This is a genomic window from Nitriliruptor alkaliphilus DSM 45188, from assembly GCF_000969705.1.
Taxonomy (GTDB): domain Bacteria; phylum Actinomycetota; class Nitriliruptoria; order Nitriliruptorales; family Nitriliruptoraceae; genus Nitriliruptor; species Nitriliruptor alkaliphilus.
This window is the reverse complement of record NZ_KQ033901.1, coordinates 529,333-552,416: the sequence shown is the minus strand read 5'-3', so window position 1 is coordinate 552,416 and position 23,084 is coordinate 529,333. Positions and strand designations below refer to the sequence as shown.

The window sequence follows — 23,084 nt, the reverse complement described above, 5'->3', positions numbered from 1 at the left end:
ACCCCATCGAAGAGCACCGCGCCGCCGCGGTCTCGGCGGTGGCGGTCGGTGAAGTGGGCGCCGTACCTGTTCGTGCTGCCGAACATGGCGCTGTTCGCGACCTTCACGATCTACCCGGCGCTCAACGGCTTCAACCTCAGCACCTACGACTCGAGCGACGGCCGGACCTTCACGCACGCCGGACTCGACAACTACCGCGAGATCCTCACGTCGCAGGAGTTCTGGTCCGTCGCCCGGGCCACGGGGATCTTCGTCGTGGGCACCGTGGTCCTGACGACCGTGTTCGCCACTGCCCTGGCCATCGCTCTCAACGCCCAGCAGCGCGGCAAAGGCCTGTTGCGGGCGGCCTACTTCGTGCCGTTCCTCGTCTCTCCCGTCGTCGTCGGGCTGATCTGGCGGCTCGCCCTGGAGCGGCAGAACGGGCTGCTCAACACCGCGCTGGATGCCATGGGCCTCGGCCGGCCCGGGTGGCTGCTCGAGCCCTGGCTCGCCCTCGGCGTCATCATCGTCGTGGGGCTGTGGATCCAGGTCGGCTTCTACGCCCTGATCCTGCTCGCCGGGCTCCAGGGGATCGACCGCTCCGTCTACGAGGCCGCGATGATGGACGGGGCCACAGGGTGGCAGCAGGTGCGGTCCATCACGCTGCCGCTCCTGACGCCGACGACCCTGGTCGTGGTCGTCCTGTCGACGATCCACGCGTTCCAGGCGTTCGACTACATCTACACCCTCACCGGCGGCGGCCCGCTCGGGGCCACCACCTTGATCGTGCAGTACATCTACGAGTCCTCCTTCGAGTCTCCGATCCGGTTCGGGCTGGCGGCCGCCGCGGGCGTGATCCTCTTCGTGACCGTCTTCGGCGTCACCCTGATGAACTACATGGGCGGCCGGCGACGGGAGGCGATCTGATGGCCGTCGGACAGGTCACCTCAGCGCCCCGCAGGACCCAGCGCGCCGGTTCGAGACCGTCGCGCAACAACGGGTGGACGTCGACCACCGGCAAGCGCCCGAGCACGGGCGCCGTGGTGCGAGCGACGATCCTCACCGCCGGTGCCCTGCTGACCCTGGTGCCGATCGTGTGGGCCGTGCTCAGCTCGCTGAAGTCACCGGAGGAGCTGGCGCAGCGCCCCCCGACCCTGTTCCCCAGGGACCTGACGCTGGGCAACTACACCGAGGCCCTGACGTCCTTCGACTTCCCGCTGTACTTCTTCAACTCCACCTTCGTCACCGTCGTCGCCACCCTGCTCACCCTGGCGGTGAACTCGATGGCCGCGTGGGCGTTGGCGAAGTACAACTTCCGCGGCCGGGACACGCTGTTCGTCATCACCCTCGCGACGATCATGATCCCGCTGCAGGTGATCTTCCTGCCGGTCTACCAGGTGGTCGCCTCGCTCGGGCTCGTCAACACGCTGTGGGGGATGATCATCCCGGCGGCGGCGACGCCGACCGGGGTGTTCCTGTTGCGCCAGTACATGCTGAGCCTGCCCGACGAACTCATCGAGGCCGCGCGGATCGACGGCGCCGGCGAGTGGCGGATCTTCCTCCAGATCATCCTGCCGCTGTGTCGACCGGCCCTGGCGGTCCTGGCCATCTTCTCGGTCATCTGGCGCTGGAACGACTTCCTGTGGCCGCTCATCGTGGCCCAGGACGAGTCGGTGTACACCCTCCCCGTCGCCCTGGCCCGCTTCTCCGGCCAGCTCGTCGTTCCCTTCCACCTCGTGCTGGCGATGTCGGTGCTGTCGATCGTCCCCGTGGTGGTCATCTTCCTGCTGCTGCAGCGCCAGATCGTCGCCGGCGTCGCACAGACCGGCCTGAAATGACCCAGATGGAGAACGTCGACCCGATGAGCCTGCCGACCGGCCGGACCGTCCACGCCCTCGACCCGACCGGCCTGGTGCGTGACTGGCTCGTCGGACCCGCCTGGTCGGCGCCGGTCGACGACCTCGACGCCGTCCTCGATGCCACTGGCTCGCCGTGGGGGACGGACGGCCGCTGGGTGCTCACCAACGGGCCCGACGTGGCACCGCTCAAGGAGCGGCTGTACGCGCTCCGCCCCCTCGTGGTCGAACAGGCGCTTCCCGAGCCGCTGGAGGGCGGCCGCTTCACGTGGGTGGCGCCCGGGGGCGAGTGGGTGGACGAGGGTCGCTGGCGGCGGGCACACACGGGCACCGACGGGCTGCTCGACTGGAGCGCCTTCTGCCACACGCCCGAGCGCCGCCATGCCGTCGCTTCCACGGTCCTGGAGGTCGACCAGGCCGAGGTGCGCACGCTGGAGCTCACCTGCACGGGCCCGTTCACGCTGTGGGTCGGCGACGAGCTCGTCGCCAGCGGCGCCGGCTTCTCCTACATGGAGGGAGCCGTCCACCGGGTCGAGGTCCGACTGCCGTCCGGGACCACCCGCATCGTGCTGGCCACGTGGCAGGTTGCCTTCCGTGAGGTCCGCCACACCGCGTCGTTGCGGGTGCTGGGACTCCCGGTGCGGGTCGTCGTGCCCTCCCCGGGCGGCGACGAGTACGCCGCCGCGATCGCAGAGCAGGTCCTGGACGCCGTCGCCAGCTCCTCGTGGGCCGTCCGCGACGGGGTGGTCGAGCTGACCGGGCCGGTCGGTGCGGCCCTGGTCGTCCGGACCCCGGATGGCCCGGAGGTGCGCACGCGGCTGCACGGCGGACGGACCTCGTTGCACGTCGCCGAGCTGCAGGGTCGCGCCCGCCCGGTGCCCGCTGACGACCCCGACGCCCCCCGGACACCCGGGACGACGTCCGACACCGAGGGGGCGCCGGCCGGGGAGGGCAGGGAGGCGACCGCCTCCATGCTCAGCACCGGCGAGACGCTGCTCACCGTCCGCGTCGACGACGCCCGCTGCCCGGTCGAACGCCAGCTGGCGGTCGCGGTCCTGCCTCGCGAACGCCGTGCCGAGCCGGTCGGCGACGACCCGGCGACGTGGCGGCGGGAGCTGCTGGAGCACGTCGCCGGGTCGCACCCCGGCAGTGCCCGGGTGCTGGCGCGCCACGTCATCGACCCGGGCGGGTCGCGGGTGGGCGCGGCAGACCTCGACCCGGCCCTGGCCATGGTCGACGCCCGCGCCGACTGCGCCGACTTCGAGGCGGTCGGCCTGATGCACGTGTGGCACCGCCTGCCCGATGGCGTCTGGGAGGCGGGGCAGCGGGAGCGGGTGAAGGCCTCGCTGCTGGGCTTCAAGTACTGGATCGACCAGCCAGGGCTGGACGCCATGTGCTACTTCACCGAGAACCATCAGTTCGTCTGGCACACGGCCGAGCTGCTGGTCGGGCAGACCTTCCCGGACGAGGTCTTCACCAACACGGGTTGGAGCGGGGCCGAGCACGCCAGGCACGGACGCGAGCTCGGCATCGAGTGGATGCGACGCAAGCTCCTCGGGGGCTTCAGCGAGTTCGACTCCAACGCCTACCTCGCCATCGACTCCCTCGCGCTGGTCAGTCTCGTGGAACTCGCCGACGACCTCGAGGTACGCCACCTCGCCGAGGCACTGCTCGACAAGGTGCTGCTGACGCTGGCGGCCAACTCCTGGCGCGGGGTGCACGGTGCGGCGCACGGCCGCTCGTACACGCCGACGCTGCGCTCCAGCCGGCTGGAGGAGACCGCGCCGATCATGTGGGCGCTGTGGGGGACCGGGTCGCTGAACGCTGCCGTGCTGCCGGCCACCGCGCTGGCCACCGCCAGCACCTACCGGCTGCCCGCCGTCGTGCGGGCGGTGGCCACGGCCCTCCCCGACCACTGGGAGGGCCGGCAGGTCTACCGCGGCGGCTACCGGTTCCACCACGACCTGCTGTCGCGGCCCTACGGATCGGACCTGCGGGTCTGGCGCACCCCCGACGCCATGCTGTCGTCGGTGCAGGCCTACCGCGTCGGGCTTCCCGGCCTGCAGGAGCACGTCTGGGGCGCCACCCTCGGCGCGGAGGTGCAGGTCTTCGCCACGCTGCCGGCAGCCGACACCAACAGCCCGTCCGCCCGGCCGAACGCCTGGGCCGGCCAGAGGGTGCTGCCCCGCTCCCACCAGCACCGCGACGCGGTGCTGTCCGTGCACGGGCTGCCCGCCGACACTCCACGCGGTCCGGTGGGCGGGACGCACGTCTGGTTCCCCGCCGCTCAGATGGACGAGGTGGTCGTCCGTGGCCCCTGGTTGGCCGGCCGGGTCGGTGACGGCTACGTCGCCGTCGCCGCTGAGGGCGGCCTGATGCCCACCGCACGAGGGGACGAAGCCCACCAGGCATGGGAACCCCGCGGGGACGGGCGCGGGTTCGTCGCAACCGTCGGTCGTGCCGTCGACGACGGGTCGTTCGAGGACTTCGTCGCCGGCCTCGTCGACCCGAACTTCGCCGCCGACGTCGGCGGCGCCCCGCGCGTGCGGTGGACCGCCCGCGACGGCCGGGTGCTCGATCTGGGGTGGGAGGGCCCCTTCACCGTGGACGGCGTTCCCGACGGGCTGACGGCCGACGGCGTCCCGGAGGTCCCTCCGCACCTCCGCAACCCGGCCGTGCACGTCGCGGCCGGTGACGAGCGACTTGAGGCCTCCTGGGCAGGGCACCGGATGGTGCTCGACCTCGCCGCCGGACGACGCCTGGAACCAGCCAGCAGCATCGCGCCGTCCCCCGCCACGGCGGAGGAGGCGCACCGTGTCCGGTGAGGACCTCGCGAACGCCCGGCTGGCCGCGCCGCCACGGACCCCCGTCCCGACCGCGGCGGTCACCCAGGCCGCGCTCACCCGGATCGGGGACGAGCTTGCGTGCCGCACCTGGGGCATGGGCCTGCAGGAGTGGTTCTGGGGAGAAGGGGTCTGCCTCCTGGGCTTGGTGCGCCTGGCCCGCGCGCAGGACCAGCCCTACCCGAGCGACGTGCTGACGTGGCTCGAGGAGCGGGTGCACGCCGGCGTCACCGTCGAGCACGTGAACCACCTCGCCCCGGGCACCGCGCTGGCGCTCGCGCTCGGCGAGCGGCCCGATCTCGAGGGCGCGGTGCAGGACCTCGTCGCCTGGGTGCGCACGCCCGGCGCGGCCAGCTACGACGCCGAGGGGACGCTGGAGCACTGGCCAGGCGGGGTGTGGGCCGACACCGTGTTCATGGCCGGCGTCACCCTCGGCCACATCGGCCTGGCCGTCGGCGACGATGACCTCGTCGCGACCTTCGCCCACCAGGTCCGACGCCACATCGCCGTCCTGCAGGACGCGGAGACCGGGCTGTTCGTCCACGGCTCCCACCACGGCGAGGTCATCCGCTGCTTCTGGGGGCGGGCGAACGCCTGGTGCGCCCTGGCGATGGTGGAGCTGCTCGAGCTCGCCGACACCCTCGGGCCGGAGCGGGTGGAGCGCATCGGCCTGGACGACGCCGTGACGACCACCAGCGCGGCGCTGAACCGGCAGCTGGTCGCGCTCGCCGAGCACCAACCCGAGCACGGGGTCTGGAGCGTGCTGGTCGACGAGCACCCGGAGACGGCCGGCCTGGTAGAGACCTCCGCCGCCGCCGGGATCGGCGCGGCGATGCTGCGCGCCCGACGGCTCCTGCCCGACCTGCCCGACGACGTGCGCCAGGCCGCGTGGCGCGCCGTGCGCGGGGTCATGGCCTACGTCGACCCCGACGGCACGCTGACCCGGACGAGCGCCGGCACCGTGCTGCAGCTCGTGCCGTTCGGCTACAGCGTCATCCGCGACGACCGGGTACAGCCGTGGGGACAGGGTCTGGCGCTGCACGCCGTCGCCGCGGCCCTCGAGGCGCTGCGCTCGGGAGAGGAGCCGACGTGAGCCGGCCCCACGATGGGCACGTGCCCACAACCGAGGCCGCGCCGTGCGGCGACGACGGGGTCGTGCTGTGCGTGGGCGAAGCCCTCATCGCCCTCACGCCCACGCGCGGCTCGTTGCGTGAGGCCGCCGACCTGGCCGTCTCCCCCGCCGGGGCCGAGCTGAACGTCGCCGTGCACCTGGCTCGGCTGGGGCTGCGCTCCCGCTTCGCCGGACGGGTCGGGGATGATCCGTTCGGGCAACGGTTGCGCGACGCGCTGCAGTTCGAGGGCGTCGACGACGGACCGCTCGAGGTCGACCCCGACCTGCCGACCGGTCTGTACGCGAAGGACCCGTCGGCCACCGACACCGCCGTCCTCTACTACCGGCGCGACTCGGCGGCCACCCGCCTACGGACCCTGCCACCCGGGGCGCTCGCCGGCGTCGGCCTCGTGCACCTCAGTGGGATCACACCAGCCCTGTCCCCGGAGTGCGACGCCCTGGTCACCGAGCTGCTGGACACGCCGGGACTGATCACCTCCTTCGACGTCAACCACCGGCCGGCCCTGTGGTCCGCCGAGGAGGCAGGACCGAAGCTCCTCGAACTCGCCGCTCGCGCTACCACGGTGTTCGTCGGCCTCGACGAGGCCGCCCGGCTATGGGACGTGGCGACGGCCGCCGACGTGCGCGACCTGCTCCCCGACCCGGTCGAGCTTGTCGTCAAGGACGGCGCCACCGCGGCGACCGCCTTCACCCCTGGGGGGACGGCGGTCGAGCCGGCCCTCCCGGTGCAGGTCGTCGAGCCAGTGGGCGCCGGGGACGCCTTCGCCGCCGGGTACCTCGCCTCCCGCCGGCGCGGGGAACCTGCCGACGCAGCGCTCCGGCGCGGGCACGAACTGGCCGCCCAGGTCCTGACCTCCCACAGCGACAACGCCACGCCACCGCGTGGGAGCACGGTGGCGCCCTGACCGCCTGACACCGTGACGGCGCCGATGGAACGTTCTCGTCCAGTTCGTTCCGTTCCTCCGGTAGGCTACGCCCGCCGCCCAAGCCGCGGGCGGCACGCACCGGACCGGGAGCCGAGACCGTGGACTTCCTCCTCTCCGAGGAGCAGCAGGCGTACGTCGCGAGCGTGCGCGCCTTCGCCCGCGAGCACGTCGCACCCGGCATCCTCGAACGCGACCGCGCCGGGCGCTGGGACCAGGACGTGTGGGAGAAGGTCGCCGGCTTCGGACTGGCCGGCCTCCCCCTCCCGACCGAGTACGGCGGGTCCGGCGCCGACGTGCTCACCACCGGCCTGGCCCTCGAGGCGCTCGCCTACGGCGGGATGGACGCCGGCCTCAACCTCTCCCTCGGCGCCCACCTCACCATCGGTGCGATGCCGATCGCCCTCCACGGCACCGAGGAGCAGAAGCAGCGCTGGCTGCCGAGGATGGCCACCGGTGCGTCCATCGGCGCGTTCGCCATCACCGAGCCCGACGCCGGCTCCGACACCGCCGGTATGAAGACCTCCGCGCGCCGCGAGGGCGACACGTTCGTCCTCAACGGCACCAAGACCTTCATCACCAACGGATCCCTCGCCGACGTGGTCACCGTCGTGGCACGCACCGACCCCGACGCCCCCGCCGGCAACGCCTTCACCGCCTTCCTCGTCGAGACCGACAGCCCCGGCTTCGAGGTGTCCAAGGAGCTCAAGAAGCTCGGCAACCGCACCTCACCCACCGTCGAACTCTCCTTCACCGACGTCGCCGTCCCCGAGTCCGCGATCCTCGGCGACGAGGGCACCGCGCTGTGGGCCGTCGGGTTCGAGTGCTTCGACTGGGAACGCTGCTGCATGATCGCCAGCGCCGTCGGTGGTATGCAGCGCGGCCTCGACGACTCGATCCGCTACGCCAAGCAGCGCGAGGCGTTCGGCAAGCCCATCGCCACGTTCGGCGCCATCCAGCACAAGCTCGCGCAGATGGCCATCCGCCTCGAGAACGCCCGGCTGCTGCAGCGCCAGGCCGCCTGGCTCAAGGACAACGGCCACGAACACCAGATGCAGGCGTCCATGGCCAAGGCCTACGTCGGGGAGGCGGCCGTCGAGAGCGCGCTCGATGCCATCCAGCTGCACGGCGGGTGGGGCTACATCGACGAGTTCCACGTCGAGCGGGGCCTGCGCGACGCCAAGCTCGCCACCATCGGCGGTGGGACCACCGAGATCCAGGAGATGGTGATCAGTCGGCTCCTCCTGGCGTGATCTCCGGCGCCTCCCGCCCGAGCCCGTCGGGTCGCTGGGGGCGCCACTCGCCCTCGATGCGACGACCCTTCGGTTCGTCGTCGCATCGGTCGGGCTCCAGTTGCCCCCATCGACCGCCGGTCTCGGGCTCCGGCGCCTCGCCTCGGCTGGAGGACGGCCCGGAGTGGGGTGAGGGAGACGGTGGAGCCGGGGTGGGTCCTCGGGCCCACGGCGGGTGAGGACATCTGAGCCGGCGCGCCCTGTCGTGGTCGGAGCGAGCCTGCGAGCGTCTCCGAGATGGAGACCTCACGGTGGCGCGCGGAGCGCGGGCAGGGCACGGCGGAGTACGTCGCGCTGCTCGTGGTCGTCGCGGCGCTGGTCGGGCTGGCCTTCACCCAGGCACCGAGCATCACGGCGTCGTTGGCCAGCACCGTACGGACCGGCTTCTGCTCGATCATCGCCGGTGCCTGCGACCAGGGACCGCCGCAGGGCACGACCGAGCCGGTCGCCCCCGTCGACCACGCCGGCGACGGGGGAGGGTCCGGTGACGCCGACCGTCCGCCGCGCGACCCCTTCGACGACGCGGTCACCACCGCCGTCGCGGACGACGCCCCCGTCGTCCCGCCCGGGTCACGGGACCTCGCCGACGAGGCCGTGGTGGCCGAGACCCTCGAGCGGCTCGAGGCGCTGCTCGACGGGAAGGTCGGACCGGGGGACCTGTCCGACATCGACGAGCTGCTCGGTGGTCTCGGCAACGCCGAGCTGAACGCCGTGGTCGCCGCGCTGGGTGACGAACAGGTCCGCGCCTGGGCCGAGGGGATGGAGCGTCGCAGCGGCTGGTGGCCACCCTGGCGCAACGACAGCATCGACGACGACCGGCAGCGTGAGCTGCTCAACGGTCTGCTCCCGGGCCTGGACCCCGAGAACGTCGCCCGCTTCGTGGACGTGCTCGATCAGCTGTCGCCCGCCTTCGACGACCTGCCCGGCAGCTTCGAGTCCAAGGACGGTGAGGACGGGCTCGTCTACGAGCGACTCGAGGGCGCCGAGCTGTACGTCGATGGTGTCGACGTGATGGACGTCCACCAGGGCAGCATCGGGGACTGCCACCTGATGGCGACCCTCGGGGCGATCGCCGCGGCCGACCCCGGCTTCATCGAGGACATGATCACCGACAACGGCAACGGCACCTACACGGTCCGCTTCCACGACGATCGTGGCCGCGTGGAGTACGTCACCGTCGACGACCGGTTCCCCTACAACCCCGACGCCGGGCGGCCCGAGTTCGCGCGTCCCGGTCACCCACCCGAGCTGTGGCCCCTGATCATCGAGAAGGCGTACGCCCAGCGTTACGGCAGCTACGGCGAGATCGAGGGTGCCCCGACCGACCGCACCGTGCAGCGCCTGACCGGCGAGAGGACGCGGACCCAGCACACCAGCGGGACCGACCTGCAGGAGATCGCGCAGCGCTTCGACGCCGGTGAGCCGCTGGCGGTCCGGAGCTTGCGCACGTCCGCCATCGACGACGTCCCCGAGTACCAGGACCGCTTCGTGGACGCCTCCGGGAACGAGATCCGCCAGCTGGTCGCGCCGCACGCCTACTTCGTCTCGAGCGTCGACGAGGACGCCGGTACGGTGACGCTCCGCAACCCACACGGTCCGCACACCGCCGACATCGTCCTGACGGTGGACCAGATGAGCCGACTCTTCGACGGGGTGGTGTTCCGTGACTGATCGTCGCAGACACCGCGGCGACCGCTGCCGGCGTGTCGCAGCCCTCGCGGTGGCGGCTGCGCTCCTGACCGCCTGCGGTGGCGGTTCCGACGAGGTCACCGACGGCGCCGATGCACAGGAGACGGCCGTGGAGGTCCCCGACGGTGCGACGGTGTACGAGATCCGCGGGACGGCTTCCGCGGGCGATGCGGACGTCGCGGTCTCCGCCAGCGTCCACGAACGTGACGGCGTCACGGTCGCCGACGTGTACCTCGCCGACCTGCGCGTCGAGGCGCCCCAGGAGGAACGGGTGTCGGGGCCGCCTGGCACCGTCGGCGCGGTCGACGGCTACGAGGTGACCATCGTCGCCATCGACGAGGTCGACGGGGCCGATGAGGACGCGGACGGTGCGGTGCACCACATCGTGACCGTGGCGGTCCGGGACCTCACCGGCTGACCCGGGGCGAGCTGACCGCAGGCTGGCTGCGCACGCGTACCCTGCTCGGTCCCCCGACACCGGAGCGCCATCGTGGCCGTCGTCGCCCCCACCGACCGCGCCCTCGTCGAGGTGACCGGCGACGACCGTGTCTCGTACCTCGAGGCGGTGACCTCGCAGGCGATCGCCGACGCCAAGCCCTTCGAGGTCCGCGGCGCCCTGCACCTCGACGTCCACGGGGCACCGCTGCACGCCTTCGACGTCCTGGTGCACCCGGAACGGCTGTGGCTGCTGGTCCCCACTCGGGCGCTCGCCGAGGACGTCGTCGCCGTCCTCGGTGGTCGCACCTTCCTGGCGGACGCGTCGTTCGCGCTCCGGGAGAGCCTCGTGGTCGCCGCGCTGCGGGGCGAGGACGTCGACGACGTCACCGCCGCGGCGGGTCTCACGGTGGGCCCGGGACGGTGGGACAGCGACGACGCCCTGGTGCGGGTCGGCCGCCGCGGCGGGCTCGACCTCGTCGGCGAGGCGGACGATGTCGAAGCGGCGGTCGCGCGCCTCGTTGCAGCCGGTGCGCGCCGTGGTGACGCGGACGACCTCGAGGACGCCCGGATCGAGGTCGGCGAACCCGCGTGGGGTCGCGAGATCGTGGCGCCGCACCTCCCCGAGGAGCTCGGGCTCCTGCCCACGCACGTGCACCTCGCCAAGGGGTGCTACCCGGGGCAGGAGGCCGTGGCACGGATGTGGCAGCTCGGGCGACCACGCCGTCAGCTGGCCCTGGTCACGGGCGACCGACCCGTCGCCGCCGGTGACGAGCTCGGTGAGGGCCGACGGCGCATCACGGTGACCTCGGCGACCCGGGCCGGTGACCGGGCGCTCGCCTTCGTCCCCGGTGACGCCGTACCGGACGCTCGGTTCGAGGGTGCCGACGGCCAGGCCCTCACGGTCCTGCGGCTCATCGGCGGTGGTCTGTCCGTCCCGGGTGCCGACCCGAGCGTCACCCGCCGCCGGGACGCCCGCGCGAGCTGACGGCCCGGCCGCGCTGAACGACCGCCTCGAGGTGCGATGGACCCGCTGCGCTCCCTGACGCTCGACCAGCTGCGGGCCCGCACCAGCCTCAAGTGGCGGGCCTACGCGCCGGACGTGTTGCCGCTGTTCGTCGCCGAGATGGACGCGCAGCTCGCCGACCCGGTCATCGACGCGGTGACGCAGGCCGTCACCACCGGCGACACGGGCTACCCGGCGGGGCGGGAGGGGTACGTCGACGCGCTGGCCGGCTTCGCGGACCAGCGGTGGGGCTGGACCTTCGATCGCTCCACGACCGCCCTCGTCCCCGACGTGATGGGCGGCATCGTGGAGGTCCTGCGCCTGACCACGGATCCGGGCGACACGGTCATCGTGAACCCGCCGGTCTACCCGCCGTTCTACGGGTTCATCGCACACGCCGACCGCCGAGTCGAGGAGGCACCGCTCGGTCCGGGGGACCGGCTCGACCTCGACGTCATCGACGAGGCCATGGGACGCGCCGTCGCCGGTGGCCGCCGCGCGGCCTACCTGCTCTGCAGCCCGCAGAACCCGACCGGCGTGGTGCACACCGCGGACGAACTGGCCGCGGTCGCCCGGCTGGCTGCCGCGCACGGCGTCCAGGTGGTCGTGGACGAGATCCACGCGCCGCTCGTGTTCTCCCCCGCGAGGTTCGTGCCGTACCTGTCGGTGCCGGGTGGCGCCGCCGGGATCGCGCTGCACTCCGCGTCGAAGGGTTGGAACCTCGCCGGGGTGAAGGCCGCGCTGGCCGTGGCCGGTCCCGACGCGGCCGCCGACCTCGCCCGGATGCCCGAGGTCGTCTGGCACGGCGCGAGCCACCTCGGCGTCACCGCGCACATCGCCGCGTTCACCGCGGGCGGCGGCTGGCTGGATGACCTGCTCACGGCGTTGGCGGCGAACGTCACGCTGCTGAGCGAACTGCTCCACCGGCACCTCCCGGAGGTGCGGTACCGGCCGAACGAGGCGACCTACCTCGCCTGGCTCGACTGCCGCGCGCTCCACCTCGGTGACGATCCGGCCGCGGTGTTCCTCGAACGCGGCCGGGTGGCACTGGTGCCCGGCCCCGACTTCGGCACCGGCGGGGCTGGCCACGTCCGCCTCAACCTGGCCACCGCTCCGGCGATCCTGGAGGAGGCCGCCCTGCGGATGGCCGAGGCGATCAGGTGAGGTCGGCGATGGCCTGCAGGACCCGGTCGGCGTGGGTCTTGGTCTGGACGCGCTTCCAGACCTTGGCCACGGTGCCCTCGGCGTCGACCAGGAACGTCGAGCGGATGACGCCGACGGTCGTCTTGCCGTACAGGACCTTCTCACCCCACGCGCCGTAAGCGGTCAGGGCCTCGCGCTCGGGGTCGGCCAGGAGGGTGTGGGGCAGGTCGTACTTGCCGGCGAAGCGGGCGTGCGACTCGACGGTGTCCGGGGAGATGCCGAGCACCGCGGCTCCTGCAGCCTCGAACTCCGCCCACTGGTCACGGATGCCGCACGCCTGGGTCGTGCAGCCCGGTGTGTCGTCCTTCGGGTAGAAGTAGATGACCACCGGTCGGCCGCGCAGGTCCTCGAGGGCGACCTCGCGGCCGTCCTGGTCCGGCAGGGTGAAGGTCGGTGCCGGCTGTCCGGCCTCGATCACGGGTGCCTCCGTCGTCGGGGCCGGGGACGGTAGTCCGGCCGCGGGACGTTACGGTTCGCCCGACGGCCCCGGACCTGCCGGCCCCCGCGCGAGGTGGAGTGACGTGAGCGAAGACATCGTGGACTGCTTCGTCGAGGTGCCCATGGGCTCTCGCAACAAGTACGAGTGGGACTTCGAGCGCCGGTGTTTCGTCCTCGACCGCATGCTGTTCACCGCGGTGCGCTACCCGGGTGACTACGGGTTCATCCCCGAGACGCTCGCCCTCGACGGGGACCACCTCGACGTGGTGTGCATCCTCGGTGAACCCACCTTCCCGGGCTGCACGATCAACGCGCGTGTGCTCGGCATGCTCGACATGAGCGACGACAAGGGCCCGGACGAGAAGATCCTCGCCGTCGCCGATGAGGACCCGCGCTGGCAGAACCTGCGCTTCCTCAAGGACGTGCCCCAGCACCTGCTCGACGAGATCGCCCACTTCTTCGGCATCTACAAGGACCTCGAGAAGAAGCTCGTGGAGGTCCGTGGCTGGCGCCCCCGCGAGGAAGCGCTGCAGGTCATCGCCGAGGCCCGCGCACGCTACGAGGGCCCCGTGGAGACCTCGCAGTACCCGAACTAGGCCGACGCGAGACCGCGGGTCGCGATCAGCTCCGACCGAAGCGGCGCTTGCGCTTGCGGGGATCCTCGCGCGGCGGCTCGGTGCGGCGCGGGGGCTCGGCGCGGCGCGGCGGTTCGGCCGTGGGTGGGCGCTCCGGTTGGGGTGGGGGTGGTGGGGGCGTCTGCCCCCCGTCCTCGAGGGCGAGGCGGGACAGTTCGCGGAGGAGCTCGGAGACGTCGCCGCCGTCCGGCCGTGGCGGTGGGGGGGCGTCCTCGACCGGCGGCTCGGGCTGCGGTTCGGGTTCCGGTTCGCGCGGCACGGGGCCCCCGGCGTCGGTCTCGAGCTCGGCCAGGAGCCGGGCGACGTCGATCAGCGCCGGCGGGCGATCGGCGGCGTCCTGATCGGCCCTGGGTGGCGGCTCGACCGGTGGCGCGGTGGCAGGCTGCGGTGGCGACCAGTCCGGCGCAGCGGCCTCGGGCTCGGGTTCGGGCTCGGGTGCCGGTGCCGGCTCGGGTGCCGGCTCGGGCTCGGGTGCCGGCTCGGGCTCGGGTGCCGGCTCGGGCTCGGGCTCGGGCTCGGGCTCGGGTGCCGGTGCGGGTTCGGGTGCCGGTGCGGGTTCGGGTGCCGGTTCTGGTGCAGGTCCGGGTTCGCGTGCCGGTTCGGGTTCGAGCTCAGGCGCGGGGGCCAGCTCGCCCAGCGGGGCGGAGGCGAGCTCGTGGAGGGCATCCTCGAGCGCCCGCCCGACCTCGTCCTCGGGCAGCAGGATCTCGACGACACCGAGCAGGGTGAGGCCGTAGATGATGCGGGCCGCCTCGAACTGGCCGTACCCGAGATCGTCGGCCAGATCGCGGACGCTGCGGGCACCGTCGATCGAGGCGAGCATCGTGAACTCGTCCGGCTCCAAGGACGCCGCAGCGGTGCCGACCCCGGATCGGAACGCAGGGACGGCGTCGAGGTCGGGGATGACCCGCTCGAGCTCGTCCCACTCCTGCTGGCGGCGCGCGACCTCGACCAGGAGCTGGTCGACGGGGATGCGCAGGGGCACCTCGGGGACCTCGGCGAGCTCGCCCGGGTCGAACCGGTAGCCGCCGTAGCGCCAGCGCAGCACATCGAAGACGGCGTCGATCACCTGCTCCTGGACGACCAGGCGGATCGCGTCGTGGTGGACGAGGCCACGATCCACCAGCAGGGCACCGAGGCGCTGGTGGCTGTCCGCTCGGGCCTGCGAACGCAGGACCTCGTCGAGGCCGTCCTCGTCGAGCAGCCCGGCGTTGACCAGCCGGTCCCCGAGCCGGGCGTGCGGGGTTGGGGAGGTCGCGCCGACCACGTGGCCGTCCCGGCAGACCACCGCGCCGCGGCCGTCGGGTCCCTCGATCTCGAGGACCCCGGTCGCTCGAGCGATGGCGAGCGCACGGCAGACGTCGGCTGCCGGCATGTCGGAGAGGTCACCTCGCATGGTCGGAGACTACTCGGCCGGCCGTTCCCGCTCCCGGGTGTGCGGGATCGAGCGAGCCGCATCGTCGTGTGCCGAGCGGTACGGTTGGGCCGCGCGACCGCAACCGTGTGGTTCGGGGTGGCCCGTCCGGGTCGGCGCGAACCACTAGGGAGCGGTCCAGGACCGGGAGGGGGCGCGGGTGAGCGACCCGGAGCAGGCCACGGTGCTCGAGGAGCACGAGCGCGATGCGTTGCCGTCGTGGACGACCGAGCAGCTGCGGTCCCGTCGAGCCGCCTGCGAGGGCCACGAGGCGGCGGTCTCGTACGCCCGACGTGTGCTGCAGGGTCGCCTCGACATCGTCCGGGCCGAGCTCGAACGCCGACACGAGGCAGGTGAGGGCCGGGCCGAGGAGCTGCTCGCGTCGCTGCCCGGTCTGCTCGCCGGTGACCACGTGGCCACCGATCCGGCCCGTGCCCGGGTCAGCTCCGTGACGGTCCCCCCGGCCGCCGACGAGCTCGTGGCCCGTATCGACGCCGACCTCGGCGAGACCACCCTCGCCGGGCTCGCGATGCGGGACGAGGACGAGCTCGCCACCTTGATCGCCACCCTGGAGCGGCACGAGGTCGAGCTGTCGACGACCCGTCGGTCGCTGTTCGACAGCATCGATGCGCTCCGTGACGAGCTGGCAGCTCGCTACAAGGACGGACGGGCCAACGTCGCGGACCTGCTCGCGTGACCGGCAAGGCGGCGAGTCGCGTCCTGGTGGTCGACGATGACCCGCTCATCCTCGAGGTGCTGCGGACCATCCTGGACCTTGAGGACCTCGACGTCGCCTGTGCCAGCGACGGCGACACCGCCCTGCAGCTGCTGGCCGACGGCCCCGTCCCGGACGTCATCGTCTGCGACGTGATGATGCCGGGCATCGACGGACTCGAGGTCTGCCGTCGGGTCAAGCAGGACCCGCGGACCGCGTCGGTCCCCGTGATCCTGCTCACCGCCCGCGACCGGGCGGAGGACCGCGCCGCCGGCGACGCCGCCGGGTGCGACGCCTACGTCACCAAGCCGTTCAGCCCGCTCGCGCTGATCGACCGGATCCTCGAGCTCGCCACCCTCGTACGCCCGTCCTCGGGAGGCTGACGTGGACATCACCGCGGCGGAGGATCTGGAGGGCACGCGTCGTCAGCTGCTGCTGTTCGCCGAGGACCTGCAGACCATCGTTGCTCGTGAGCGCGAACGCCGGGAGGAGGCCGAGCTCGCCTACCGCGAGCTGTCGTCGTCCTACCTCGGGATGGTTCGGACCCTCGCCGAGGTCTGCGAGGCCAAGGACACCTACACCCGCAGCCACCTCGATCGCACCTACCAGTACGCCCTGATGCTGACGCGTCGGATCGCGCCCGAGCTGGCCGAACGGGCCGAGATCGGCTTCGGGTACCTGCTGCACGACATCGGCAAGGTGGGCATCCCCGAGGCCATCCTGAACAAGCCGGGCCCCCTCACCGACGAGGAGTGGCAGGTCATGCGGACCCACCCGGTGATCGGGGTCACGCTGGTCAAGCCGTTGCGCCTGCTCGGGGACGCGGTCGGGATCATCCGCAGCCACCACGAGCGGTGGGACGGCAAGGGGTACCCCGAGGGGCTGGCCGGCGAGGACATCTACCTACCGGCTCGGATCTTCATGATCGCGGACTGCTTCGACGCGATGACCACCGACCGCCCGTACCGGAAGGCACTCCCGCTGCACGTGGCCCTCGAGGAGATCGACCGCCACGCAGGCACGCAGTTCGACCCCGACTGTGCACGGGCCTGGGTCGCGCTGTGCGACGAGGTCAGCTCGGACGGTGCCAGCTCCTTCCAGCTGCCGCGGTGACACGAGCGGTCCCGCTGGCGGAGGTCACCCGCCAGGACGGCATCGCCTCGGGCTCGGGGCGTGGGGAGGTCGCCTCGGGCTCGGGGCGTGGGGAGATCGCCTCGGGCTCGGGGCGTGGGGAGGTCGCCTCGGGCTCGGGGCGCGAGATCGTCGAGTCGCGGCACGTGGGGCACCTGGTGGTCACCGGGCCGGCCGGGGTCGTCGTGGCCGCGTACGGCGACCGTGACCGGCCCACGTTCGTGCGGTCCACGGCCAAGCCGTTCCAGGCGACCGCGTGCCTCGAGCTGCTCGGGCGGGAGGCGACGGATCTCACCGGGGAGGAGGTGGCGCTCAGCTGGTCCTCCCACCGGGCCGAGCCGATCCACGTCGCGGCGGCGCGGCGTCTGCTCGCGCGGTCGGGCACGGCGCCCGACGAGCTGACCTGCCCCCCCGCGACCGGCGAGGAGGACCCGGCCGGCGCGCCCGAACGCATCCTGCACAACTGCTCGGGCAAGCACGGCCTCTTCGCGTTGGCCGGTCGGAGGATCGGGACGCCACGGGCTGACCTGCTCGACGTCGCGGGTCCGCTCCAGCGGGCGACCCTGGCCGCGCTCACGGACGCGCTCGGGGCGCCGGTCGCGGTCGGCGTCGACGGCTGCGGCGCTCCAGCGGTCGCGGTCCCGCTGGTGGAGCTGGCGCGCGGGTTCTCGGCCCTGGCGACCGAGGACCGGTGGCGCTCGGTCCGGGATGCGGGGCTCGCACACCCGCAGCTGGTCGGCGGACGGGGGCGGCTCGAGAGCGCGTTGCTGACGGTCGGGGTCGTGGCCAAGGTCGGCGCCGAAGGGGTCTTCGCGGCGGGGTGGCGGTCGGCGGACGGAGCCGCTCACGGGCTGGCGGTCAAGGCCGAGGACGGCGCCGAACGGGCCGCGACCGTGGCGGCGTTCGCGGCGCTGGTGGACGCCGGTGTGGTGGCTGCGGACGTGTGGTCGCCACCGCCGGTGCTCGGCGGGGGACGTCCCGTCGGACGGGTGCGTCCGGTGCTCCGTGGCGCCGCTGGAGCTGAGGTCGGCAGGGGCCTGGCTGCTAGCGTTGAGTGAGCGTGCGCGGCCCCGCGCACGCACCACGGCAGGTGTGGAGGCGGCCGGTGGCGGAGCCTGGAGGTCCGGTGGGTGACGACGCCCCCGCGGACGTTCCCGTCGACGACCCCGATGCCGATGAGGCCGCGTCGCCGCTGCACGACCTCGGCAGCTACATCCGGCACCAGCGGGAGTCGGCCCGGCTGTCGCTGCGCAACCTCGCCAAGATCGCGGGGGTCTCCAACCCGTACCTGAGCCAGATCGAGCGGGGCCTGCGCAAACCGTCCGCGGAGATCCTCCAGGCGATCGCCAAGGCGCTCGAGATCTCGTCGGAGACCCTGTACGTGAAGGCCGGGATCCTCGAGGAACGCGAGCCGGTCGAGGACCTCGAGGCGGTCATCGCCCGCGACCCGCACCTGACCGGGGAGCAGCGGCAGGCCCTGATCGAGATGTACCGCTCGTTCCGGCAGCTGACCGAGCTGCGCGCGGCTCCGGCGGGGCGCAACGCCTCCCGGCTCCGGGGGTTGCTCGACGCGGTCGCGACCGGTGCCGTCGACGATGCGTCGATCGCCGCGGCCACGCCGCGTGAGGAGCCGGACGACGTCTGACACCCTGTGTCGCTCCAGCCCCGCCTGAGCGCCCGCCCGAGGCACCCGGGTCGGACGCCGAGGGGAGGGTGGCCCACGACCGGTACCTTCCCCGGCCACGGGCCCGCGACGGCGGCCCCTCGCCGCCTGCGGCCCCTCCCGGCTCTCTCCTGCAAGGCCACCTGTGATCGAGCTGCGCACGCACGAGGACCTGCCCACCGGTGCTGCCCGCACCGAGTGGGAGCTCCTCCTCGACGAGGACCCCGCCGCGACGGTCTTCCAGGGGCCTCGGTTCCTGTCCACCTGGCACCGGGTCCTCGGACAGCGGACCACGCCGCGGATCCACACCGTCCACGGCCCCGACGGCCGGTTGCTCGGGGTCGTCCCCGAGAGCCACGTCCGCGAGGGGTCACCGACGGGCCCGGTCGAGGTGCGACGTTTCCTCGGAGGCGCGGAGGTGACCGACTACCTCGGGCCCGTCGCACGGCCGGAGGACCGTGCGGACGTCGCCGAGGCCTACGTGGCGCACCTGGCACGGGACCGGGACTGGGACGACGCGGTGCTCGGAGGTCTGGCGATCGACAGCGGTTGGGGTGACGCGCTGGCGCGCGCGGCGAGCCAGCACGGGCTGACCGTCTTCGAGCGCGACATCGAGGACGTCTGTCCCCGCGTCGATCTGACCGGCGGTTACGACGGCTACCTCGGTCGGCTGAAGGGCAAGCTGCGCCACGAGCTGACCCGCAAGGCGCGCAAGCTCGCGCGCGATGCGGGGGAGCTCGAGGTGGTCGCCGTCCCACCCGGCGAGGTCGCCGGTGAGCTGGAGGCGTTCCTGGACCTGGCGCGGGAGTCCGAGCCGGAGAAGGCCGGGTTCTTCACCAAGGCCGAGCTGCAGGGCTGGTTCCGGGCCCTCGCGGACGAGTTCGCCGCGGACGGGACCTTCCGCCTCCACCGGCTGCAGGTGGGAGGCATGCCGGGTGCGATGACCGTCTCGCTCGTCCACGACGGGCAGTGGGGCGTCTACAACTCGGCGTTCGACCCGGCGCTCGCCGCCCTCGGTCCGGGCATGGTGCTCAAGGGCCAGCTCATCGAGTTGGCCGCCAACGAGGGCTGCCGGGTCTACGACCTGCTCCGAGGTGACGAGGCCTACAAGTACCAGTTCGGCGCCGTGGACCGCGCTGTCGAGCGTCTCACCCTGGTCCGGTCCTGACGTGACCCTGCCCGTCGCCGCCCGAGCGCTCGACCGTCTCCCGCGCGAGACGATCGACGATCCTGCCGACCATGCGCCGGTGCGGCGGGTCGCGGTGCTGTCGGTGCACACCTCGCCGCTCCACCAGCCGGGGGAGGGCGACGGCGGCGGCCTCAACGTCTCGGTCGCCGAGACGGCACGGCTGCTGGCCGACCGCGGGGTCGCGGTCGACGTGTTCACGCGTGCGACGGACGAGGCGCAGCCGGCCACCGTCCTGCTCCACCGCGCAGCGGACGGGACCGAGGCGCGCGTCCACCACCTGATCGCCGGTCCAGTGGCGTCGGTGGACAAGACGGACGTCACCGGGCTGCTGTGCGGGGTCCTGCTCGCCATGGAACGGCACCCGGAGGTGCGGGCACGACTCGACCGCGGCGAGGCGCCCTACGACCTCGTGCACGCGCACTACTGGCTGTCGGGCTGGGTCGGCCGGCGCATCTCGGCGCGGTGGCAGATCCCGTTCGTGCAGACCTTCCACACCCTCGGGGTCCTCAAGAACGCCCACCTCGCCCCCGGGGACGCGCCCGAGCCTCCCCTGCGTCTGGTCGCCGAGGCAGCGGTCGCTCGCGCCGCGGACATGGTCACCGTGATGACCTGCGGCGAGGCCTCGCTGCTGCACCGTTCCTACGGCCTGTCGGGCGCGCGGCTGCAGGTGGTCCCGGCCGGTGTGGACCTGTCGCGGTTCGCGCCGCGGACCACGCCGCGGCCGGCGGACCGTCCTCCCACCCTGCTGTTCGTCGGCCGGCTCCAGCCGCTGAAGGGGCCGGACGTCGCGGTCCGCACCCTGGCTGAGGTGCGGCGACAGGTCCCGGACGCCCGGCTGCGCATCGTGGGCGGTGCCTCCGGGACGGGCGAGGGGACCTCCGGCCCGACGCAGCTGCGAGCCCTGGCCGCCGAGCTCGGCGTCGCCGACGCAGTCACGGTCGAACCGGCCACCGACCAGGGCACGCTCGCACGGATCTACCACGAGGCGGACGTGCTGCTCGCTCCGTCCCGCAGCGAGACGTTCGGGCTCGTCGCGCTCGAGGCCCAGGCGTCCGGGCTGCCCGTGGTCGCAGCCGACGTTCCTGGCCTGCGGACGGTGGTCGGTGACGGCGGCGTCCTGGTGGCGGGTCACGATCCGGTCGACCACGCGGCCGCGGCCACCTCGTTGCTGCGCGATCGGCGGCTGGCAACCACGGTCGGTGCCGCTGGTGTCGACACGGCGCGACGAGCCACCTGGGACCGTGCGGTGACACGGCTCCTGGCGGTGTACGCCAAGGTCGTGGCCTCTCCGGCCGACGGGTCGAACGAACCCATCCGCGCCGACGTCGCCGTCTGACGTCGGTCGCTCCCTCCCGCCGCCCTTCCCGCGACCTGCGAGGCGACACGTGCACGATCCCGCCCTCCTGCTCTCCGACCTCCGCCGCCTGGCCTTCGACCTTCGCTGGTCCTGGGACGAGGCGACCGAGTCGCTGTTCGAGGAGCTCGACCCGCTCGGCTGGCAGCGCACGGGTCGTGATCCCGCCGCGCTCCTCGACGGCCTCGACGAGGGACGGTTGGCCGCCGCGGTCGTGCACCCCACGTTCGCGGACCGGGCGGCGGCCGCGGTCGCCGATCGCGAGGCCTACCTCGCGGACTCCGACACCTGGTACGCGCGCAGCGGCGCCGCCCCGGACCGCACCATCGCCTACCTGTCCGCCGAGTTCGCGCTGGCCGACTGCCTGCGTATCTACTCGGGCGGACTCGGGGCGCTCGCGGGTGACCACCTGCGGTCGGCTTCCGACCTCGGGGTCCCCCTGGTGGCGGTCGGTCTGGCGTACCGGGACGGGTACTTCCGCCAGCACCTCGACGCGTCCGGTTGGCAGCAGGCCTCGCCGGCGACCAACGACTTCACGCGGATGCCCGTCCGGCCGATCGAGGTCGACGGTGCGCGGCTGCGGGTCCCGGTCGAGCTCGGTGACGGCACCGTGCAGGTCGAGGCGTGGGAGGTCAGGGTCGGTCGGGTCCGGTTGCTGCTGCTGGACACCGATGTCCCGGGCAACACCCACCACCACCGTGCGATCACGGGCCAGCTGTACGGCGGTGACAGCGACACGCGCCTGCGGCAGGAGCTGGTGCTCGGGGTCGGCAGCGTGCGGCTGCTCGCGGCCCTCGGCATCGCACCCGACACCTACCACCTGAACGAGGGACACGCCGCGTTCGCGGCCATCGAGCGCTTGCGGGTGCACCTCGACGCCGGGGCCGACCTCGAGGCTGCGGTGGAGCAGGTCCGGGGCGAGCTGGTGTTCACGACCCACACGCCGGTCGCGGCCGGTCACGACACCTTCGACCACGGCGCCGCCGCCTGGCACCTGACGCCGCTCGCCGAGCGTGCCGGCATCGGTTTCGAACAGCTGTGGCCGCTCGCCGTCGACCAGGACGGCCGGTGGTCGCAGACGGTCCTCGCGGTACGGACCTCCCGCAGCACCAACGGCGTGGCTCGGCTGCACGGCGAGGTCTCCCGTCGCATGCTGGCCCCGGTCTGGGGCGACGACCGGGACACCGCCTCCGTGCCGATCGGCCACGTCACCAACGGGGTGCACCCCGGGCGGTGGGTCGGACGCGAGCTGCAGGCGCTGTACGACTGGTACCTCGGTGCGCACTGGCGCACGACCGTCGACCCGACCGTCTGGCGTCGGATCTACGAGGTGGACCCCGCCGAGCTGTGGCGCGTCCACACCGCGGCGCGCCACCGGCTGATCGCCGCCGCCCGCGAACGGCTGGCGGCGCAGGCGCGGCGGGTCGGAGGCGGCCCGGACGGCTCTGGCCTCGACCCGGACGTCCTCACCCTCGGGTTCGCGCGCCGCTTCGCGACCTACAAGCGCGCGACCCTGCTCGCGCACGACGTCGACGCGCTCGCCGCCATCCTCGGCGACGAGGACCGGCCGGTGCAGCTGCTCCTGGCCGGGAAGGCCCACCCCCGTGACGAGGCTGGCAAGCACCTGATCCAGCGCCTGGTTCAGCTGTCCCGCGACCCGCGCTTCCGGGGCCGCATCGCCTTCCTCGAGGGCTACGACCTCGATCTGGCCCGACTCCTGGTCGCCGGCGTCGACGTGTGGCTGAACACGCCGCTGCGCCCGTTCGAGGCCTCCGGCACGTCCGGCATGAAGGCCGCCGCGAACGGGGTGCTGAACGCCTCGATCCTCGACGGTTGGTGGGACGAGGCCGTGACCGATCACGCGCCGTCCGCACGGGTCGGCTTCGGGTGGGTCATCGGCGATCAGGACGAGTCCGACGACCTCGAGCGCCGGGCGACCTCGGACGCGACCGCCCTGTACCGGGTCCTGACCGAGGACGTGATCGCCACCTTCCACGACCGGGACGAGGACGGGGTGCCGCAGCGGTGGGCCGCGATGATGCAGGACGCGATCGCGCTGCTGGCCCCGAGCTACTCCACCCACCGGATGGTCGTGGACTACGTCACGGGCGTGTACGGGCCGGGTCCGGTCGTCGCCGATCAGGGGTCGACGAGCCGCTGAGCGGCGGCCTAGCGTCCTGCCTCGAC

The 23,084-nt window shown here is 73.1% G+C and carries 21 protein-coding genes; 19 read left to right on the top strand and 2 right to left on the bottom strand.

Features of this window, described 5'->3' with window-relative positions:
* Positions 1-48 precede the first annotated feature (48 nt).
* From NITAL_RS02605 to NITAL_RS02560, 10 genes are all read left to right on the top strand, one after another.
* Positions 49-906: a carbohydrate ABC transporter permease gene (locus tag NITAL_RS02605; protein ID WP_211262160.1), complete on the top strand. Its 858-nt coding sequence runs from the start codon at positions 49-51 to the stop codon at positions 904-906.
* A complete protein-coding gene (locus tag NITAL_RS02600) occupies positions 906-1,817 on the top strand; it encodes a carbohydrate ABC transporter permease (protein ID WP_083441151.1) in 912 nt (303 codons plus the stop codon). Before NITAL_RS02605 ends, NITAL_RS02600 begins: the two co-directional genes overlap by 1 nt.
* Positions 1,818-1,840: 23 nt before the next feature.
* Complete coding sequence (locus NITAL_RS02595; protein WP_211262159.1) at positions 1,841-4,660, top strand: hypothetical protein; 2,820 nt, start codon at positions 1,841-1,843, stop codon at positions 4,658-4,660.
* Positions 4,650-5,771, top strand: a complete 1,122-nt coding sequence (locus NITAL_RS02590; RefSeq protein ID WP_052664507.1) for a glycoside hydrolase family 88 protein — start codon at positions 4,650-4,652, stop codon at positions 5,769-5,771. The genes NITAL_RS02595 and NITAL_RS02590 overlap by 11 nt, the downstream gene beginning before the upstream one ends.
* Positions 5,768-6,715, top strand: a complete 948-nt coding sequence (locus NITAL_RS02585) for a sugar kinase (RefSeq protein ID WP_052664506.1) — start codon at positions 5,768-5,770, stop codon at positions 6,713-6,715. Before NITAL_RS02590 ends, NITAL_RS02585 begins: the two co-directional genes overlap by 4 nt.
* Positions 6,716-6,834: 119 nt before the next feature.
* Positions 6,835-7,986 carry an acyl-CoA dehydrogenase family protein gene (locus NITAL_RS02580; protein ID WP_052664505.1) on the top strand — a complete coding sequence of 384 codons (1,152 nt, stop codon included), beginning with the start codon at positions 6,835-6,837 and terminating at the stop codon, positions 7,984-7,986.
* A gap of 276 nt (positions 7,987-8,262) precedes the next feature.
* Positions 8,263-9,696: a C2 family cysteine protease gene (locus tag NITAL_RS02575; protein WP_052664504.1), complete on the top strand. Its 1,434-nt coding sequence runs from the start codon at positions 8,263-8,265 to the stop codon at positions 9,694-9,696.
* A complete protein-coding gene (locus NITAL_RS02570) occupies positions 9,689-10,132 on the top strand; it encodes a hypothetical protein (protein ID WP_157041572.1) in 444 nt (147 codons plus the stop codon). The genes NITAL_RS02575 and NITAL_RS02570 overlap by 8 nt, the downstream gene beginning before the upstream one ends.
* 72 nt (positions 10,133-10,204) lie before the next feature.
* Entirely contained in the window at positions 10,205-11,137 is a 933-nt protein-coding gene (gene ygfZ, locus NITAL_RS28410; protein WP_052664502.1) for a CAF17-like 4Fe-4S cluster assembly/insertion protein YgfZ, read from the top strand.
* Positions 11,138-11,173: 36 nt separating this feature from the next.
* Positions 11,174-12,319: a MalY/PatB family protein gene (locus NITAL_RS02560; protein WP_052664501.1), complete on the top strand. Its 1,146-nt coding sequence runs from the start codon at positions 11,174-11,176 to the stop codon at positions 12,317-12,319.
* Here the strand turns inward: NITAL_RS02560 and bcp are convergent.
* Positions 12,312-12,773, bottom strand: coding sequence for a thioredoxin-dependent thiol peroxidase (gene bcp, locus NITAL_RS02555; RefSeq protein WP_052669304.1), 462 nt, complete (start codon positions 12,771-12,773; stop codon positions 12,312-12,314). The genes NITAL_RS02560 and bcp overlap by 8 nt on opposite strands.
* 106 nt (positions 12,774-12,879) lie before the next feature.
* Here bcp and NITAL_RS02550 point away from each other — a divergent pair, with 106 nt between their 5' ends.
* Positions 12,880-13,392, top strand: coding sequence for an inorganic diphosphatase (locus tag NITAL_RS02550; RefSeq protein WP_052664500.1), 513 nt, complete (start codon positions 12,880-12,882; stop codon positions 13,390-13,392).
* Positions 13,393-13,417: 25 nt separating this feature from the next.
* Here the strand turns inward: NITAL_RS02550 and NITAL_RS02545 are convergent, their stop codons facing one another.
* Entirely contained in the window at positions 13,418-14,827 is a 1,410-nt protein-coding gene (locus NITAL_RS02545; protein WP_052664499.1) for a DUF4388 domain-containing protein, read from the bottom strand.
* Positions 14,828-15,005: 178 nt separating this feature from the next.
* On the opposite strand from NITAL_RS02545, the gene NITAL_RS02540 reads away from it, so the two are divergent.
* From NITAL_RS02540 to glgP, 8 genes are all read left to right on the top strand, one after another.
* Complete coding sequence (locus tag NITAL_RS02540) at positions 15,006-15,542, top strand: RsiG family protein (RefSeq protein WP_052664498.1); 537 nt, start codon at positions 15,006-15,008, stop codon at positions 15,540-15,542.
* Entirely contained in the window at positions 15,539-15,943 is a 405-nt protein-coding gene (locus tag NITAL_RS02535; RefSeq protein WP_052664497.1) for a response regulator, read from the top strand. The genes NITAL_RS02540 and NITAL_RS02535 overlap by 4 nt, the downstream gene beginning before the upstream one ends.
* A 1-nt stretch (position 15,944) precedes the next feature.
* Positions 15,945-16,673: an HD-GYP domain-containing protein gene (locus NITAL_RS02530; RefSeq protein ID WP_052664496.1), complete on the top strand. Its 729-nt coding sequence runs from the start codon at positions 15,945-15,947 to the stop codon at positions 16,671-16,673.
* The gene (locus NITAL_RS02525; protein ID WP_052664495.1) at positions 16,670-17,749 is read left to right on the top strand and encodes an asparaginase; all 1,080 of its coding nucleotides are present in this window, start codon (positions 16,670-16,672) and stop codon (positions 17,747-17,749) included. The genes NITAL_RS02530 and NITAL_RS02525 overlap by 4 nt, the downstream gene beginning before the upstream one ends.
* 68 nt (positions 17,750-17,817) lie before the next feature.
* Positions 17,818-18,336, top strand: coding sequence for a helix-turn-helix domain-containing protein (locus tag NITAL_RS02520; protein WP_052664494.1), 519 nt, complete (start codon positions 17,818-17,820; stop codon positions 18,334-18,336).
* Between the two features lie 163 nt (positions 18,337-18,499).
* A complete protein-coding gene (locus NITAL_RS02515; protein WP_052664493.1) occupies positions 18,500-19,522 on the top strand; it encodes a GNAT family N-acetyltransferase in 1,023 nt (340 codons plus the stop codon).
* Between the two features lies 1 nt (position 19,523).
* On the top strand, positions 19,524-20,879 hold the full coding sequence (locus NITAL_RS02510) for a glycosyltransferase (protein ID WP_052664492.1): 1,356 nt from the start codon (positions 19,524-19,526) through the stop codon (positions 20,877-20,879).
* Positions 20,880-20,928: 49 nt separating this feature from the next.
* Complete coding sequence (gene glgP / locus NITAL_RS02505; protein ID WP_052664491.1) at positions 20,929-23,058, top strand: alpha-glucan family phosphorylase; 2,130 nt, start codon at positions 20,929-20,931, stop codon at positions 23,056-23,058.
* Positions 23,059-23,084: the final 26 nt, after the last annotated feature.